Origin of the sequence: Streptomyces sp. NPDC017890, assembly GCF_044328675.1 — a bacterium.
GTDB lineage: Bacteria > Actinomycetota > Actinomycetes > Streptomycetales > Streptomycetaceae > Streptomyces.
Genome location: NZ_JBIRHU010000029.1, coordinates 61,777 through 77,601 on the forward strand (window position 1 = coordinate 61,777; position 15,825 = coordinate 77,601).

At 71.3% G+C, this 15,825-nt stretch carries 15 protein-coding genes and 1 pseudogene; 9 read left to right on the forward strand and 7 right to left on the reverse strand.

Annotated elements, in window-relative coordinates:
* Positions 1-66: 66 nt before the first annotated feature.
* The gene (locus ACH4F2_RS30850) at positions 67-930 is read right to left on the reverse strand and encodes a zf-HC2 domain-containing protein (RefSeq protein WP_398136041.1); all 864 of its coding nucleotides are present in this window, start codon (positions 928-930) and stop codon (positions 67-69) included.
* Positions 927-1,469 carry an RNA polymerase sigma factor gene (locus ACH4F2_RS30855; protein WP_398136042.1) on the reverse strand — a complete coding sequence of 181 codons (543 nt, stop codon included), beginning with the start codon at positions 1,467-1,469 and terminating at the stop codon, positions 927-929. The genes ACH4F2_RS30850 and ACH4F2_RS30855 overlap by 4 nt, the downstream gene beginning before the upstream one ends.
* Positions 1,470-2,037: 568 nt before the next feature.
* On the opposite strand from ACH4F2_RS30855, the gene ACH4F2_RS30860 reads away from it, so the two are divergent.
* The 7 genes from ACH4F2_RS30860 (at position 2,038) to pstB (ending at position 10,503) form a co-directional block, all read left to right on the forward strand.
* Positions 2,038-4,278 carry an RNA degradosome polyphosphate kinase gene (locus ACH4F2_RS30860; RefSeq protein WP_398136043.1) on the forward strand — a complete coding sequence of 747 codons (2,241 nt, stop codon included), beginning with the start codon at positions 2,038-2,040 and terminating at the stop codon, positions 4,276-4,278.
* Positions 4,259-5,494, forward strand: coding sequence for a CHAD domain-containing protein (locus ACH4F2_RS30865; protein WP_398136044.1), 1,236 nt, complete (start codon positions 4,259-4,261; stop codon positions 5,492-5,494). Before ACH4F2_RS30860 ends, ACH4F2_RS30865 begins: the two co-directional genes overlap by 20 nt.
* 98 nt (positions 5,495-5,592) lie before the next feature.
* Positions 5,593-6,075, forward strand: a complete 483-nt coding sequence (locus ACH4F2_RS30870) for an NUDIX hydrolase (protein ID WP_398136045.1) — start codon at positions 5,593-5,595, stop codon at positions 6,073-6,075.
* 243 nt (positions 6,076-6,318) lie between these two features.
* Positions 6,319-7,446, forward strand: a complete 1,128-nt coding sequence (gene pstS, locus ACH4F2_RS30875; RefSeq protein ID WP_398136046.1) for a phosphate ABC transporter substrate-binding protein PstS — start codon at positions 6,319-6,321, stop codon at positions 7,444-7,446.
* A gap of 130 nt (positions 7,447-7,576) precedes the next feature.
* On the forward strand, positions 7,577-8,590 hold the full coding sequence (gene pstC, locus ACH4F2_RS30880) for a phosphate ABC transporter permease subunit PstC (RefSeq protein WP_398136047.1): 1,014 nt from the start codon (positions 7,577-7,579) through the stop codon (positions 8,588-8,590).
* The gene (gene pstA, locus ACH4F2_RS30885) at positions 8,587-9,642 is read left to right on the forward strand and encodes a phosphate ABC transporter permease PstA (protein ID WP_398136048.1); all 1,056 of its coding nucleotides are present in this window, start codon (positions 8,587-8,589) and stop codon (positions 9,640-9,642) included. The genes pstC and pstA overlap by 4 nt, the downstream gene beginning before the upstream one ends.
* An 84-nt stretch (positions 9,643-9,726) precedes the next feature.
* Positions 9,727-10,503 carry a phosphate ABC transporter ATP-binding protein PstB gene (gene pstB, locus ACH4F2_RS30890; RefSeq protein ID WP_055417635.1) on the forward strand — a complete coding sequence of 259 codons (777 nt, stop codon included), beginning with the start codon at positions 9,727-9,729 and terminating at the stop codon, positions 10,501-10,503.
* A gap of 430 nt (positions 10,504-10,933) precedes the next feature.
* Here pstB and pitH read toward each other — a convergent pair whose 3' ends face one another.
* Positions 10,934-11,932, reverse strand: coding sequence for a low-affinity phosphate transporter PitH (gene pitH / locus ACH4F2_RS30895; RefSeq protein WP_398136049.1), 999 nt, complete (start codon positions 11,930-11,932; stop codon positions 10,934-10,936).
* A 7-nt stretch (positions 11,933-11,939) separates the two neighbouring features.
* Positions 11,940-12,560, reverse strand: coding sequence for a DUF47 domain-containing protein (locus ACH4F2_RS30900; RefSeq protein ID WP_003974832.1), 621 nt, complete (start codon positions 12,558-12,560; stop codon positions 11,940-11,942).
* Between the two features lie 251 nt (positions 12,561-12,811).
* Between ACH4F2_RS30900 and ACH4F2_RS30905 the strand changes: the two genes are divergently transcribed.
* Complete coding sequence (locus ACH4F2_RS30905) at positions 12,812-13,192, forward strand: metal-sensitive transcriptional regulator (RefSeq protein WP_398136050.1); 381 nt, start codon at positions 12,812-12,814, stop codon at positions 13,190-13,192.
* 111 nt (positions 13,193-13,303) lie between these two features.
* Here the strand turns inward: ACH4F2_RS30905 and ACH4F2_RS30910 are convergent, their stop codons facing one another.
* Both ACH4F2_RS30910 and ACH4F2_RS30915 read right to left on the reverse strand, forming a co-directional pair.
* The gene (locus ACH4F2_RS30910) at positions 13,304-13,483 is read right to left on the reverse strand and encodes a hypothetical protein (protein ID WP_356304056.1); all 180 of its coding nucleotides are present in this window, start codon (positions 13,481-13,483) and stop codon (positions 13,304-13,306) included.
* Positions 13,484-13,680: 197 nt separating this feature from the next.
* Positions 13,681-14,544 (reverse strand): annotated as a pseudogene (locus tag ACH4F2_RS30915) (hypothetical protein); the annotation flags it as partial.
* An 87-nt stretch (positions 14,545-14,631) separates the two neighbouring features.
* On the opposite strand from ACH4F2_RS30915, the gene ACH4F2_RS30920 reads away from it, so the two are divergent.
* A complete protein-coding gene (locus ACH4F2_RS30920; RefSeq protein WP_398136051.1) occupies positions 14,632-14,802 on the forward strand; it encodes a hypothetical protein in 171 nt (56 codons plus the stop codon).
* 154 nt (positions 14,803-14,956) lie between these two features.
* Here ACH4F2_RS30920 and ACH4F2_RS30925 read toward each other — a convergent pair whose 3' ends face one another.
* The gene (locus ACH4F2_RS30925; protein ID WP_398136052.1) at positions 14,957-15,667 is read right to left on the reverse strand and encodes a phosphatase PAP2 family protein; all 711 of its coding nucleotides are present in this window, start codon (positions 15,665-15,667) and stop codon (positions 14,957-14,959) included.
* Between the last annotated feature and the right edge of the window lie 158 nt (positions 15,668-15,825).

Consider the following 15,825-nt stretch of genomic DNA (forward strand, 5'->3'; position numbering starts at 1 on the left):
CGGCACTCCCGGACAGGAAGGGGAAGAGGAGGGGGGAGAGGAGGAGGGGGAAGGGGAAGGCAGGTCTCACGTGGCGCCCCGCGCCGAGACGTCGAACCGGTCGCGGAACAGGAACAGCAGCCCGGCCCCCAGCACGGCCACCACCCCGGACACGCCCTGCCCGGCCGCGGTGAACGGTGCCAGCGGACCGTCCTCGGCCGCGCGTGCCGCGTCCGAGGCGAGCAGCAGGGCCACCCACGACCCCGCGACCACGGAGGGTGCGAGGACCGGACCCAGGCGGGGCGTCAGCGCGAGCCCGGTCGCGGTGAGGGCCAGCCCGGGCAGCAGCCAGGCCAGGGCGCGCAGCCCGTACCCGGGCAGGGCGAGGGTCGCCAGCCCGTTCACCCCGAGCGCGACGGCCAGCACGGCGAGCGTACGGATCATCAGCAGCCGGAAGCCGTGCATCGGCGAGACGACCGCCATCTCGTACGTCGGGTCCAGCGCGGGCCCGTAGGCGAGCGCCACCCCGGCCAGCGGCAGCAGCGGGGCGAGAGCGAGGAAGGGGGTGGGCGTGCCGGCGGCACCGGCCGTGAGGGCGACGACGAAGGTCGTCAGCAGCACGGCGACGACCGCGCCGAGCCAGGCCCGGCGCAGTACGGGGGTGGCCGCGAGCAGCCGCGCGGTGCCGTCACCGACACCGCACCGCACCAGCAGGCCCTCGAACCGGCCCGGCCGGGGCGCGTCCAGCTCGGCATCGAGCCGCTCCCACCCGGCGTCCAGAGCGGCGACGTCACTCACCTCGGCGAGGACGGCACGGCAGTGCGGGCAGGCGGTCAGGTGGGCGTCGGCGGACCACAGCGCGGGCGCCGCCAGCCCGCCCCGGGCGTAGGCCCGCAGGTCGTCCTCGTCCGGGTGCCAGGCGTCCCGGCGACGGCTGTCCTCGATACTCATGCCAGCGCCTCCCGCAGCTGCCGGCGGGCGCGCATCGCCCGCGTCTTGACCGTGCCCGGCGGAATACCGAGCAGGACGGCCGCCTCACGGGTGGTCAACCCGTCGATGACGGTGGCCTGGAGCACCGCGCGCAGCTCCGGGGAGAGCCGGACGAGCGCGCCGGCGAGGTCGCCGTGCTCGACGCCGGCGAGGACGCGTTCCTCGGCGGAGACCTCGTCCCGGTGCCGCAGCCGCGCCAGTGCCTGCCGCAGCCGGCCCCGCGCACCGTCGCCGCGCAGTACGTCGACCAGCCGCCGCGAGCCGATCCGCCACAGCCACCCCGCCACGTCGCCCTCCTCCCGGTAGCGCGCGCTGCCGCGCCACACCGCGAGGAAGGTCTCCTGGACGACGTCGTCGACGACACCGGCGTCGGCGCAGCGGCTGCGCATGCGGGCGGTCAGCCAGGGGGCGTACCGGCGGTACAGCTCCTCGAAGGCACGCCGGTCGGCATCCGCCGCGACGGCACGCAGCAGCTCCCCGTCGCTTCTCGTTTCGCTCACGTCTCCTCATCGGACGAGCCCGGCCAACCGGTTCACACGATCGCAGGAGGAAATCCCGTGCGGGGAACGCGGGCACACCGCCCGGCCGCCCCACGCGAACGTCGCGCGCTCACCCCGCACGAACACACGGCCACCTCGCACGCTCACCCCGCACGAACACACGGCCATCTCGCCCGCTCACCCCGCACGAACACACGGCCATCTCGCCCGCTCACCCCGCACGAACACACGGGCCCGTCATCCAGTCGCCCGGCGCGCACGCGGGCGCCGGACCTCGTCCCCCCTCCCCGGCGCGGACACGTCGTCCCACTACCCGGCGCGGACACGTCGTCCCGTCACCCGGCGCGGACGCACGCCGACCCCGCACAGCCCGCCGCAGGCGCACGCACCCGCGGACACCACCGCCGGAAGCCCGCCGCTATCCCACACGTCATGTCCCCGTAACCAACGATTCAGACTGCCTTGCGACGCTCGCCGAATGAAGCCGACCGTGCCGGAGCCACCAGGAGCAGAGCATCACGCGCCTTCCGACGCGCCTGTCCTGCGCGTGGCGCGGAAGAATGGGTTCATGAGGCAGCCGAACACCCAGGCAGAGGTCCAGCACACGCAGCCCTCCGTGGGCTCCATCGCCGCGCACCGCCCGCACACCGTGGCCGCCACGGTGTCCGACCTGGAGCCCGACATCGACGCCGACCTCGACGGCTACGAGGAGTCGGAGGAGTCCCAGGCCGGCGGCGCCCGGCTCCCGCAGGGCCGCTTCCTGGACCGCGAGCGCAGCTGGCTCGCGTTCAACGAACGCGTCCTCGAACTCGCCGAGGACCCGAACACCCCGCTCCTCGAGCGCGCGAACTTCCTCGCGATCTTCGCCAGCAACCTGGACGAGTTCTTCATGGTCCGCGTCGCCGGCCTCAAGCGCCGCATCGCGACCGGCGTCGCCACCCGCTCCGCCTCCGGTCTCCAGCCCCGCGAGGTCCTGGAGATGATCTGGGCCCGTTCCCGCGAACTCATGGCCCGGCACGCCGCCTGCTTCCACGAGGACGTCGCCCCGGCGCTCGCCGAGGAGGGCGTCCACCTGGTCCGCTGGAACGAACTCGCGGAGAAGGAGCAGGCCCGCCTCTTCACCCTCTTCCGGCACCAGATCTTCCCGGTCCTCACCCCCCTCGCGGTCGACCCGGCGCACCCCTTCCCGTACATCTCGGGCCTCTCCCTCAACCTCGCGGTCGTCGTACGCAACCCCGTCACCGGCCACCGTCACTTCGCCCGCGTCAAGGTCCCGCCGCTGCTCTCCCGCTTCCTGGAGGCGTCCCCGGGCCGCTACGTCCCCATCGAGGACGTCATCGCCGCCCACCTCGAAGAGCTGTTCCCCGGCATGGAGGTCCTGGAGCACCACGCCTTCCGCCTCACCCGCAACGAGGACCTCGAGGTGGAGGAGGACGACGCCGAGAACCTCCTCCAGGCCCTCGAGAAGGAGCTCATGCGGCGCCGCTTCGGCCCGCCCGTACGCCTCGAGGTCGAGGAGTCGGTGGACCGCGAGGTCCTGGACCTCCTCGTGCGCGAGCTGAAGATCAGCGAGGCCGAGGTCTACCCGCTCCCCGGCCCCCTCGACCTCACGGGCCTCTTCCGCATCGCGGGCCTCGACCGGCCCGAGCTGAAGTACCCGAAGTTCGTCGCCGGCACCCACCGCGACCTGGCCGAGGTCGAGTCCGCGTCCGCGCCGGACGTCTTCGCGGCCCTCCGCAGCCGCGACGTACTCCTCCACCACCCGTACGACTCGTTCTCGACGTCCGTGCAGGCCTTCCTGGAGCAGGCCGCCGCCGACCCGGACGTCCTCGCGATCAAGCAGACGCTGTACCGGACGTCCGGCGACTCCCCGATAGTCGACGCGCTCATCGACGCGGCCGAGTCCGGCAAGCAGGTCCTGGTCCTGGTCGAGATCAAGGCCCGCTTCGACGAGCACGCGAACATCAAGTGGGCCCGCAAGCTGGAGGAGTCCGGCTGTCACGTCGTCTACGGGCTGGTCGGCCTGAAGACCCACTGCAAGCTGTCGCTCGTGGTCCGCCAGGAGGGCGAGACGCTGCGCCGCTACAGCCACGTCGGCACCGGCAACTACCACCCGAAGACGGCCCGCCTCTACGAGGACCTGGGCCTGCTCACCGCGGACCCGCAGGTCGGCGCGGACCTCTCCGACCTGTTCAACCGCCTCTCCGGCTACTCCCGCCGCGAGACCTACCGCCGTCTCCTCGTCGCGCCCAAGTCCCTGCGCGACGGCCTGGTGTCACGGATCCACAAGGAGATCCAGCACCACCGCGCCGGCCGCCCCGCCTATGTCCGCATCAAGGTCAACTCGATGGTCGACGAGGCCGTGATCGACGCCTGCTACCGCGCGTCCCAGGCCGGTGTCCCGGTCGACGTGTGGGTGCGCGGCATCTGCGCGCTGCGCCCGGGGGTGACGGGCCTGTCGGAGAACATCCGGGTCCGTTCGGTCCTCGGCCGCTTCCTCGAACACTCGCGGGTCTTCGCCTACGGCAACGGCGGAGAGCCGGAAGTCTGGTTCGGCAGCGCCGACATGATGCACCGCAACCTCGACCGGCGCATAGAGGCCCTGGTCCGGGTCACCGACCCGGCCCACCGGGCGGCCCTCAGCCGGCTGCTGGAGACCGGCATGTCCGACGGCACCGCCTCCTGGCACCTCGGCCCGGACGGCGAGTGGACCCGGCACGCGACCGACGCGGACGGCCAGCCTCTGCGCAACATCCAGGAGATGCTCATAGACGCCCGGAGGCGCCGGCGTGGCACAGCGACACCTTGAACCGACGGACCCGACGACCGCCGCCGGGCCGCCGGCACCCGCGGACGCGAACGCGGACGCGGACGCCCTGACGAGGTACCTGCGCGCCCAGGCCACGGAGTTCCTCCGCGCCCTGCGCCTGCACCGGGAATCGGGCACGGGGGCGGGCGCCGGGGGGAGCGCGAACGGGGCGCAGGGCGGCGCCGGCCGAGCGACCGCGTCCGGCGACCCCGTCGACGCCGCCCGCGCCCTGCGCCGGGCGGCCCGCCGCCTCAGCGCCACCCTGCACACCTTCCAGCCGCTGCTGGATCCCGACTGGGCGGAGGGCATGCGCCCCGAGCTGGCCTGGCTGTCCGGCACGCTGGCGCTGGAGCACGGGTACGCGTCCCGCCTGGAACGCCTGCTCCAGGCCCTGCACCGGCTGTCCGGTTCGTCGGCGTTCCCGGCCCAGCAGGCGGCGGGCCGGGCGGCCGTGTCCGTCACCGTGTCCGCCGCCCACCCGGCGCCCACGGACCGCGGCAGCCTCACCGTGGGCGCGGCCAAGGCGGGCGCGCTGCTCGACCGCCAGCTGACCCTGGCCCGCACCCGGGCGCACTCCTCCGCCCTCCAGGCGCTGGGCAGCAGCCGCTTCCACGCGGTGGCCGACAAGGTCGCCTTACTGGCCAGCGAGGTCCCCCTGAGGACCACCGGACCCACCGGACCCACCGCACCCGCAACCGCGAGCACCACAGGCGCCACGTTCACCACAGCCACCACGGGCGGCGCCACCGCCTCCCCCACCGACCTCCGCCCGCTGGCCGCCGCCGCGGCGGCCCGCCTGTCGGACGCCGTGGCCGCACTCCCCCTCGTCACCGCGGGGAACCCGTACAACGCGCAGGCCCTGATCCACGGCCTCTCCCCGAACCCCGCCCCGCACCCCCAGGACGCCCCGTGGCACCAGGTCCGCCTGCTGCTGCGCCTGCACCGGTACGCACTCGAAGTACTGGCCGGCGACGACGCCGAGAACACCGAGGGCGTCATGGACGTGCGCCTCCTGGCCGCCGGCGAGGCCCTGAACCGCCACCGCGACGCCTCGGAGGCCGCCGCGGCCGCGGCCCAGGCCGCCCGTACCCCGCGGATCGCCCCGGCGACGGCGTACGCGCTCGGCGTGCTCCACGCCGACCAGCGGCATGAGGTGGAGGCGGCGAGGTACGCGTTCCAGCACAGCTGGCGCAAGGAACCCATCAGACTGCCGTAGGAGCGCCGTAGAACCACCGTAGAACCACCGCAGAGACACCGCGCAGACACCGCGCAGACGCCACGGAGGCGCCGCAGGACGGGAGGCACGACCGCACCGTGAACCCTGCCGAGGACACCACCGACCCCACCGTCCACGCGGCAGGCTGCGTCCTGTGGCGCCGCACCCCGCGCATCACGGGCCCCGGGACCGGCACCACCCCCTGCCCCGGCCTGGAACTCTGCCTGGTCCACCGCCCGAAATACGACGACTGGTCGCACCCCAAGGGCAAACTCGAGCCCGGTGAGGACCCGCTCGCGGGCGCCCTGCGCGAGGTGGCGGAGGAGACGGGGTACGCCGCCGCACCGGGCGCCGAGCTGCCCACCGTGCGCTACCTGGCGGACGGCCGCCCGAAGGAGGTCCGGTACTGGGCGGCGGCGGCCACCACCGGCGCTTTCGTCCCGTCCGACGAGGTCGACCGCATCCTGTGGCTGGAGCCCGCCGCCGCCCGCGCCCGGCTCACCCACGCCCGGGACCGGGCCCTCGTCGACGCCCTGCTCACGACGCACCCGGCCGGAACCGACTCCGTGTCCTTGACGTGAGCGTTCCGTGACCTCACCGCACCGTCCACAGGGGTTCACCCCCCGTTCATTTACGCCCATTGGCGCCTTCACCTGTTCTGCCTAATTTCGGCCTTAGCCGATACGGGGCGCATCCCGAAAACGCGTCCGTATCGCCCGGCAGCACCCCAGCCTCACCAGCCACACCCAGTCTCGATCGTCTTCAACGCCACTCCTCGCACGCCGCCGGATTCAGGACGGCGGCTCCTGGAAGGAACTCCCTCAGTGAAGCTTCAGCGCATGAACCGGCGGGCCCTCGCTCTCGGTGCTCTCGCCGTCTCCGGCGCCCTGGCCCTCACGGCGTGCGGCTCCGACGACACCGGCGGCAACAGCAACGGCGGTGACGCCAGCGCCGCCGCCAACAGCAACATCAAGTGCGAGGACGCCAAGGGCCAGCTCCAGGCCTCCGGCTCGTCCGCGCAGAAGAACGCGATCGACGCCTGGGTCAAGCAGTACGTCGCGGCCTGCAAGGACGTACAGCTCAACTACAACCCGACCGGTTCCGGCGCGGGCATCACCGCGTTCCTCCAGGGCCAGACCGCCTTCGCCGGCTCGGACTCGGCGCTGAAGCCGGACGAGATCACGCAGTCGAAGGAGGTCTGCAAGGACGGCCAGGCCATCGACCTGCCGATGGTCGGCGGCCCGATCTCCGTGGGCTTCAACGTCCCCGGCGTCGACACGCTCGTCCTGGACGCCCCGACGCTCGCCAAGATCTTCGACAGCAAGATCACCAACTGGAACGACGAGGCGATCGCCAAGCTCAACCCCGAGGCGAAGCTGCCCGACCTCAAGATCCAGGCCTTCCACCGCTCGGACGAGTCCGGCACCACGGACAACTTCACGAAGTACCTGAAGGCCGCCGCGCCGCAGGACTGGAAGTACGAGGGCGGCAAGTCCTGGGAGGCCAAGGGCGGCCAGTCCGCACAGGGCTCCTCGGGCCTCGCCCAGCAGGTGAAGCAGACCTCCGGCGCCATCTCGTACTTCGAGCTGTCGTACGCCAAGGACGGCGTGAAGACCGTCGACATCAAGACCGAGGCCGCCGAGCCGGTCAAGGCCACCGTCGACAACGCCACCGCCGCCATCGGCGCGGCCAAGGTCGTCGGCACCGGCAAGGACCTCGCGCTGGAGCTGGACTACACGCCGAGCGCCGACGGTGCCTACCCGCTGGTCCTCGTCACCTACGAGATCGTCTGCGACAAGGGCAACAAGGCCGAGAGCCTGCCCGCCACCAAGTCCTTCCTGAACTACATCGCCTCGGAGGACGGCCAGGGCCTGCTGAAGGACGCCGGCTACGCCCCGATGCCGACCGAGATCATCACCAAGGTCCGCGAGACCATCTCGGGCCTGAGCTGACCCGAGTGCGGTCCGGCCTCCACGCGGGGGCCGGACCGCACCGTCCGGTGCACCGCCGCCAGGAGCCCCCGAGACGGGACGGCTCCGCCCGAGCCGCCGCGTAGGACGGCTCCGCAGACCGGAGAACCCGATGGACATAACCACTGATCCCCACAAGCCCGCACCAGCCCCCGTACCGCAGCAGCCCTCCGGGGCCGAGGCCAAGCGCGCCGCACGCGGCGCCACCCGCCCCGGCGACCGGATCTTCCTCGGGCTCTCCCGCGGTTCCGGCATCCTCGTGCTGGTCATCATGGCCGCCATCGCGGCCTTCCTCACCTACCGCGCCTCGATCGCCATCAGTGAGAACGAGGCCAACTTCTTCACCGCCTTCGAGTGGAACCCGACCGGCATGCCGCCGGAGTTCGGCATCGCGGTCCTGGCCTTCGGCACCGTCGTGTCGTCGGTCATCGCCATGGCCGTCGCGGTCCCGATCGCGGTCGGCATCGCCCTGTTCATCACGCACTACGCGCCGCGCAAGCTGGGCGGCCTGATCGGGTACGTGATCGACCTGCTCGCCGCCGTGCCCTCGATCGTCTACGGCCTGTGGGGCGCGCTCGTCCTCGTGCCGCACATGGAGGGGCTCTTCGGCTGGCTGGACGAGTACCTCGGCTGGACCGGCATCTTCGAGTGGAACGACGGCGCGCCGCGCTCGCTGTTCACCGTGGGCATCCTGCTCGCGATCATGATCCTGCCGATCATCACCAACGTCAGCCGTGAGGTCTTCCGGCAGGTCCCGCGCATGCACGAGGAAGCCGCCCTGGCCCTCGGCGCCACGCGCTGGGAGGTCATCCGCATGTCGGTGCTGCCCTTCGGCCGCTCCGGCGTCATCTCCGCCTCGATGCTCGGCCTCGGCCGCGCGCTCGGCGAGACGATGGCCGTCGCGATGGTGCTCTCCTCCAGCTTCGAGATCAACCTCAGCCTGCTCGACACGGGCGGCGGCACCTTCGCCCAGAACATCGCCAGCAAGTTCAACGAGGCGAGCGAGATGGGCCGCGACGCGCTGATCGCCTCCGGTCTCGTCCTCTTCGTCATCACCCTGCTGGTCAACGGCGCGGCCCGGATGATCATCGCCCGCCGCAAGGAGTACTCGGGGGCCAACGCATGAACAACGCAACCCTTACCCCCAGGAGCGGCAGCTCGCTGCGCGGCGCCACGCTGCCCAAGTGGTTCCTCTGGGCGGTCGCCGCCGGCTCGATCGCCGCCGGGCTGGGCATCAGCGCCGCGGCCGGGCTGAACAGCAGCATCCAGTGGGCCCTGATGGCCGCGGTCCTCTTCGTCCTCGGCACGTACGTCATCTCGGCGCGCGTCGAGGGCGGACGGCAGGCCAAGGACCGGGTCGCGACCAGCATGGTGTGGGTCGCGTTCATCGTGGCCGTGATCCCGCTGGCCTCCCTGGTCTGGGCGACCGTCAAGCGCGGCGTGAAGGTCCTCGACGGCTACTTCCTCACCCACTCGATGGGCGTGGTCGCCGACGCCGAGGTGGGCGGCGGGATCTACCACGCCATCCTCGGCACCCTGGAGCAGGTCGGCATCGCCGCGGTGATCTCCGTGCCGGTCGGTGTGCTGACCGCGATCTACCTGGTCGAGTACGGGCGCGGCAAGCTCGCCAAGGCCGTCACCTTCTTCGTCGACGTCATGACGGGCATCCCGTCGATCGTCGCGGGTCTGTTCATCCTCAGCACGTGGATCCTGATGCTGGACATGGGCCCGTCCGGCTTCGCCGGTTCGCTGGCCCTGGCGATCCTGATGATCCCGGTGGTCGTCCGCTCCACCGAGGAGATGCTCAAGCTCGTCCCGAACGAGCTGCGCGAGGCGTCCCTGGCGCTCGGCGTGCCGAAGTGGCGCACGATCCTGAAGGTGGTCCTGCCGACCTCGATCGGCGGCATCACCACCGGCGTCATGCTGGCCGTCGCCCGCATCACCGGCGAGACGGCCCCCGTGCTGCTGCTGGTCTGGGGCACGGACTTCATCAACGCCAACCCGTTCCAGGACGCGCAGGAATCACTGCCGATGTACATCTATCTGCAGTACTCCAACAGCGGCGGCGCCGGCGCGGCGTACGACCGTGCCTGGGCGGCGGCCCTGACGCTCATCGCGTTCATCATGGTCCTCAACCTGGTGGCCCGCGGCATCGCCCGCTGGAAGGCACCGAAGTGACATCTATGCGGCTCAGCCGCACGGCCGGCCGCTGACGCGGCCAAGGCGAAGACAGTCAGCGACCCGAAAGAAGCAGTGATTCCCATGGCCAAGCGCATAGATGTCAGCGGCCTCAACGCCTACTACAGCTCCTTCCTGGCCATCGAGGACATCTCGATGACCGTGGAGCCCCGCTCGGTGACGGCCTTCATCGGCCCCTCCGGCTGCGGCAAGTCCACGTTCCTGCGCACGCTCAACCGCATGCACGAGGTCACGCCCGGCGGCCGCGTCGAGGGCAAGGTCATGCTCGACGACGAGAACCTCTACGGCGCCGGCATCGACCCGGTCGCCGTGCGGCGCGAGGTCGGCATGGTCTTCCAGCGGCCGAACCCGTTCCCGACCATGTCGGTGTACGACAACGTCGCGGCCGGCCTGAAGCTCAACGGCAAGTTCAAGAAGTCGGAGCTGGACGACGTCGTCGAGAAGTCCCTGCGCGGCGCGAACCTCTGGAACGAGGTGAAGGACCGCCTGAACAAGCCGGGCTCCGGCCTCTCCGGCGGTCAGCAGCAGCGCCTGTGCATCGCCCGCGCGATCGCGGTCGAGCCGAACGTCCTGCTCATGGACGAGCCCTGCTCCGCCCTGGACCCGATCTCCACCCTCGCCATCGAGGACCTGATCGGCGAGCTGAAGGAGCGCTTCACGATCGTCATCGTGACGCACAACATGCAGCAGGCGGCGCGCGTCTCGGACCGTACGGCGTTCTTCAACCTGGCGGCGGTCGGTCAGCCCGGCAAGCTGATCGAGATCGACGAGACGGAGCGCATCTTCTCCAACCCGTCGGTCCAGGCCACGGAGGACTACATCTCGGGCCGCTTCGGCTAGGCCTGAACCCGATCCCCTCGCGGTGCTGCATGGCGGTGCCACCGCGGGGAGCACAAGGGCCCGCCCCCGGTCTCCGGGGGCGGGCCCATTGCACAGCCCCAGGCAGCCCTGCCGCGCAGCCACAAGGCAGCCCTGCAGCCCGGCCGCAGGCAATCGTGCAGCCCAGCCGCGGCCGATCGCGCCGCCCAGCTACGGGCAGTCGCGCCGCGCAGCTACGGGCAGTCGCGCCGTCCAGGCGCGGGGAGTCGTGCAGCGCTGCCGCGGGCAGTCGTGACTCCTCCAGTGCCCGAAAGCCCGGGAGGTGCTCCCAGGGGCGGCACGGGTGGGCGGCGGGGGCACCTCCCGCTCGAGCGCAGCCGAGAGCGGGGGAGGCACCCGGCCGACGCCGGACAGCGCACCCGCCCCCGCTCAGCGGCACGCCGGGCAGCGCCTAGAGGAACGCCAGGTTCACGACCCAGAACGAACACGCGGCCACCACCGCCGCCGCCGGCATCGTGATGAACCACCCCACGATGATGTTCCGCGCGACACCCCACCGCACGGCGTTCACCCGCTTCGTCGCCCCCACACCCATGATCGACGACGTGATGACATGCGTCGTCGAGATCGGCGCGTGGAACAGGAACGCCGACCCGAACATGATTGAGGCGCCCGTCGTCTCCGCGGCGAACCCCTGCGGCGGGTCCAGCTCGATGATCTTCCGGCCCAGCGTCCGCATGATCCGCCAGCCACCCGCGTACGTGCCCGCGGACAGCATCAGCGCACAGGCGACCTTCACCCACACCGGGATGGGGTCGCCGTAGTCCTCGACATCGGCGATGACCAGCGCCATCACCACGATGCCCATCGTCTTCTGCGCGTCCTGCAGACCGTGGCCCAGCGCCATGCCGGCCGCCGACACCGTCTGCGCGATACGGAAGCCCCGCTTCGCCTTGTGCGGATTGGACCGCCGGAAGATCCACATGATCGCGGTCATCACCAGGTAGCCGGCGAGCAGACCGATCACCGGCGACACGAACATGGGGATCACGATCTTGTCGACGACGCCGTGCCAGTACACCGTCGTACTCCCGGCCAAAGCCGCGCCGACCATGCCGCCGAACAGCGCGTGCGAGGAGGACGAGGGCAGCCCGAAGTACCAGGTGATGAGGTTCCAGACGATCGCGCCGACGAGCGCGGCGAAGAGGATGCCCATCCCCTTCGAGCCCTCGGGGGTCTCGATCACCCCCTCACTGACGGTCTTGGCGACCCCGGATCCCATGAACGCGCCGGCGAGGTTCATGACGGCGGCCATCGCGAGTGCCGCCCGGGGCGTCAGCGCACGCGTCGACACGGACGTCGCGATCGCGTTCGCCGAGTCGTGGAAACCGTTGGTGTACGTGAAGAAGAGCGCGACCCCGATGGTCACGACCAGAGCGAAGGTGTCCATGAAGGGGTCAGGACTCCTTGACCGCGATGGTCTCCACCGTGTTCGCCACGTGCTCGAAGGCGTCGGCCGCCTCTTCCAGAACGTCCACGATCTGCTTCAGCTTCAGCACCTCGATGGCCTCGTACTTGCCGTTGAAGAGGTGGGCGAGCAGCTTGCGGTGGATCTGGTCGGCCTGGTTCTCCAGCCGGTTGACCTCGATCCAGTACTCGGTGAGGTTGTCCATCGTGCGCAGGTTGGGCATGGCCTCGGCGGTCAGCTCGGCGGCCCGTGCCAGCACCTCGATCTGCTGCTCGACGCCCTTGGGCAGTTCCTCGACGTTGTAGAGGACGACCAGGTCGACGGCCTCCTCCATGAAGTCCATGATGTCGTCGAGGGAGGAGGCGAGGTTGTAGATGTCCTCGCGGTCGAAGGGCGTGATGAACGAGGAGTTCAGCTGGTGGAAGATCGCGTGCGTGGCGTCGTCACCTGCGTGTTCGGCGGCCCGCATACGCTCTGCGATCTCGGCCCGGGCGGATGCGTCCGCCCCGAGCAGTTCCATCAGGAGCTTGGAGCCCGTGACGATGTTGTCCGCGGAAGCGGCGAACATGTCGTAGAAGCTCGTCTCCCTGGGGGTCAGACGAAAGCGCACGTGGGGTCCTCGGGGTGCATCGGTTTCGGTCAGGCTGATGCTAGGCGCATCATCCGGCCACTGCTAACGGGCCGTCCTCCAGTGTCGCCCATCAGGCAGAGTGATGAGCAGGGGGGCGACGCCAGGGTCTGGTAAGGGCCCTCTACCCCGCAAAGTTCGTTACGATATACCCGCCAGGGGTATATGTCCGCTATCTGCCCCCGCTCTCCCTGACCGACCCCGCACACACCGCCCCACAACAGGAGGACGCGATGACGACCACCGAGGCCGGCGCAGGTGCGCCCTCCCCCGCCGTGGACGCGGTGACGACGACGGACGGGTCGGCCCCCGTGACCGATCACGACCGCGGTGTGCACGGGTACCACAAGCAGAAGGACGAGCACCTCAAGCGCCTGCGCCGTATCGAGGGCCAGATCCGCGGCCTGCAGCGGATGGTGGACGAGGACGTCTACTGCATCGACATACTCACGCAGGTGTCCGCCTCCACGAAGGCCCTGCAGTCCTTCGCCCTGCAGCTCCTGGAGGAGCACCTGCGCCACTGCGTCGCCGACGCGGCCGTCAAGGGCGGCGCCGAGATCGACGCGAAGGTGGAGGAGGCGACGAAGGCGATCGGCCGTCTGCTGCGCACGTGACCCCGCACCGGCGGATCCGGCAGGCCCACCGTCAGCCGGTCCACCATCGGCCGGTCCACCATCGGCCGGTCCACCGTCGGCCGAGCCGCTGAAGCCGGAACGGCCGGTCCCTTACCGATCGGCCCCGGCCCCGCGTTCCTCGGCGACCCGCAGCACTTCGTCGATGCTCTCCAGGCTCAGCCGCTCCCGGGCGGCCGACGCCGCGATGATCAGCTCGCCGCACAGCTCGATCTCGGCGAGGGCCACGTGGTCCTGAACCGCCGTACCGCCGACCGGAGCCACGCGCGTCACCTCGTCTCTGCCGTCACCGGCTTCCTAGAGTAGGGAGCGGCCTGCACAACGCGCATGGCACGGAAGGGCTAGTTCTTGCCGCCCGCCGCCGCCTCCGCGCCCGCGCCCGCCTTCGCACGCGCACCGGACGCCTCCGCCGAGCCCTCCACCGGACCTTCCGCCGAACCTTCCGCCGAACCTTCCTCCGAACCTTCCTCCGAGCCCTCCCCGGGCTCCGCCGCGATCTTCCCGGCGTAGATGTCACGGTCCGCGGGCAGCCGTACGCGGACGGCGGCGCCGAAATCGTGGAGCAGCGTGGTCGAGGTGACGGCCACGGTGCCCTCGTCCCGCCCGTTGACGAAGCTGAAGCGGTGCCGGACCTTGCGGATGCGGCCCTCGTCGTCGAGGTAGACGTCGAACGGCACCTCGGCGGTGGCGAACCCTTCGGCCGCCGCGGCCAGCGCCTCCCTGTTGCCGTCCGAGGCGTCCCGGGCCGCCCGGGCGAGATCGGCGGTTCCCCGGTAGTGCCGCACCTCGGTCCCCGCGACCTCCGTCCGCCCCACGTACGTCGCCGTCCGCGTCCCCAGCAGCACCTCGGCGGCGGCGAGCGGGTCCGTCGCCCCACCGGTCACCAGGTTCCCGTCGGACAGCGAGGCGGTCTCCACCCGCACCCACTTGTCGTCGGGCACGCCGGCCCCCCGGTTCTTCATGAACAGGGCACCCGGTGCGAGCAGCTCGGTGATCGGCCGGTGCTCACTCGTCCCCGCCGGGTCCTGGGGCAGCCGTACCTTCAACCGCCCGAGCCGCCTGTCGAAGTCGTAGACACCCTCGCCGCGGATGGTGACCCGCGTCCCACCGCTGGCCATCTCCATCGCGGTACGCGTCTTGGCGCTGCCGGCGGCCACCAGCCGGTCGGCGGCCCGGTGCAGCACGGCGACCGGCTCGCCGCCGCCCGCCCCCTGCACGGCGGCTCCCTGCCCGGAGCACCCTCCCCCGGCCAGACACGCGCAGACCACGCCCTGGGCGAGGACGAGGACTCCGCCCGTCCTCCTACTCCGCCGCTTCCTCTCCCATCGGACCATCGCCACCTACTCCAGCCGTCGCGCCCGTTCCGGTCCCCCCTGCCGTACCGGTTAACGAGGGGCAGGTGACGCCGGTAACGTTGTGGCGTGGCACAGCAGGAGGGCCTCGAAGCCCCGCAGGACGTCCCGGAACACCTCACGACGACGGTCGAACAGGGCCCCTTCTGTCTGGCCCGCTGCACCTGCGGCTGGCGAGGCCCGGCCCGCAGGGCCAGAAGTCAGGCCCGCACGGACGCGAAGACCCACGCACCGGCCTGACCCGGGTCCGCGGCGCCTCCCCCGCGAAACGGCGAAGACGCGGCCCGGTGCCCGGCGCTCGTAGGCGCCGGTACGACCCGGACCGCGTCTTCACCGACCCGAAGGCGCTCCGGCCACCTTCAGCGGCGGCCTCACACGGCGAACGGCGGCAGTCTCACGCGGCGAGATCCCGCTCCCCCGCTCCGGCACTCTCCTGGCGCGACCCCGGGATCACGGCACCCCGCTCGGCGGCGTCCTCGCGCCGCCGCGCGCTGACCAGCCATCCCGCCCGGGGCGACCGCTCGACGGCCCGGGTCAGCGGCGCCAGCAGGGCCATGGCGACCGGCGACAGCAGCAGCGCGACGGCCGTGCCGAGGGCGAAGCCGCCGATGACGTCCGTCGGGTAGTGCACGCCCATGTAGACGCGGATGAATCCGCCGAACACCGCCAGCACGATCGCGGCGAGCCCGAACTTCCGGTTGGCGACGAACAGGGCGACGGCCAGGGCCATGCAGAGCGTCGCGTGGTCGCTCACGAAGGAGAAGTCGTCCTTCCCCGCGACGAGCACTTCCAGCCCGTCGTGTGTCTTGAACGGCCGGGGCCTCTCGACGAAGCCGCGTATCGGTACGTTGACCAGCACCGCGACGCCGGCCGCGAGCGGCGCCCACACCAGTGCCGCCACGTTCGAGGCGGCGTCCTCACCGGCGCGCCGCCGCCCGGACCACCAGCACCACAGCACCAGCAGCACGATCGCGAACAGCAGTCCGTACTCACCCACGAACTCCATGACCCGGTCGAACCAGTGCGGTGCGTCCTTGGCCAGGCCGTTGATGTCGTAGAGCAGCTCGACGTCGGGGTTCGACCCGGATTCGGCGAGTCCAGCCATGGTGCTGCGGCCCCTTCGTCATGTCCTCCGGCGCACCGAGCGCACGCCTCTTCTGCCACCCCCGTGGTCGTAGATCCGCCGGAGCCGAACGGTCCGCACACCTACACGTGAACAGGAACGCACGACCCCCGTTGATACGTTCCACACTCCACCGAATG

What these genes read in the sequence shown, in the direction of transcription:
- pstA (WP_398136048.1), top strand. Translation starts at nt 8,587, where the DNA reads ATGAACAACGCAACCCTTACCCCCAGGAGCGGCAGCTCGCTGCGCGGC.
- pstC (WP_398136047.1), top strand. Translation starts at nt 7,577, where the DNA reads ATGGACATAACCACTGATCCCCACAAGCCCGCACCAGCCCCCGTACCG.
- ACH4F2_RS30905 (WP_398136050.1), top strand. Translation starts at nt 12,812, where the DNA reads ATGACGACCACCGAGGCCGGCGCAGGTGCGCCCTCCCCCGCCGTGGAC.
- ACH4F2_RS30860 (WP_398136043.1), top strand. Translation starts at nt 2,038, where the DNA reads ATGAGGCAGCCGAACACCCAGGCAGAGGTCCAGCACACGCAGCCCTCC.
- pstB (WP_055417635.1), top strand. Translation starts at nt 9,727, where the DNA reads ATGGCCAAGCGCATAGATGTCAGCGGCCTCAACGCCTACTACAGCTCC.
- ACH4F2_RS30850 (WP_398136041.1), bottom strand. Translation starts at nt 930, where the DNA reads ATGAGTATCGAGGACAGCCGTCGCCGGGACGCCTGGCACCCGGACGAG.
- ACH4F2_RS30925 (WP_398136052.1), bottom strand. Translation starts at nt 15,667, where the DNA reads ATGGCTGGACTCGCCGAATCCGGGTCGAACCCCGACGTCGAGCTGCTC.
- pitH (WP_398136049.1), bottom strand. Translation starts at nt 11,932, where the DNA reads ATGGACACCTTCGCTCTGGTCGTGACCATCGGGGTCGCGCTCTTCTTC.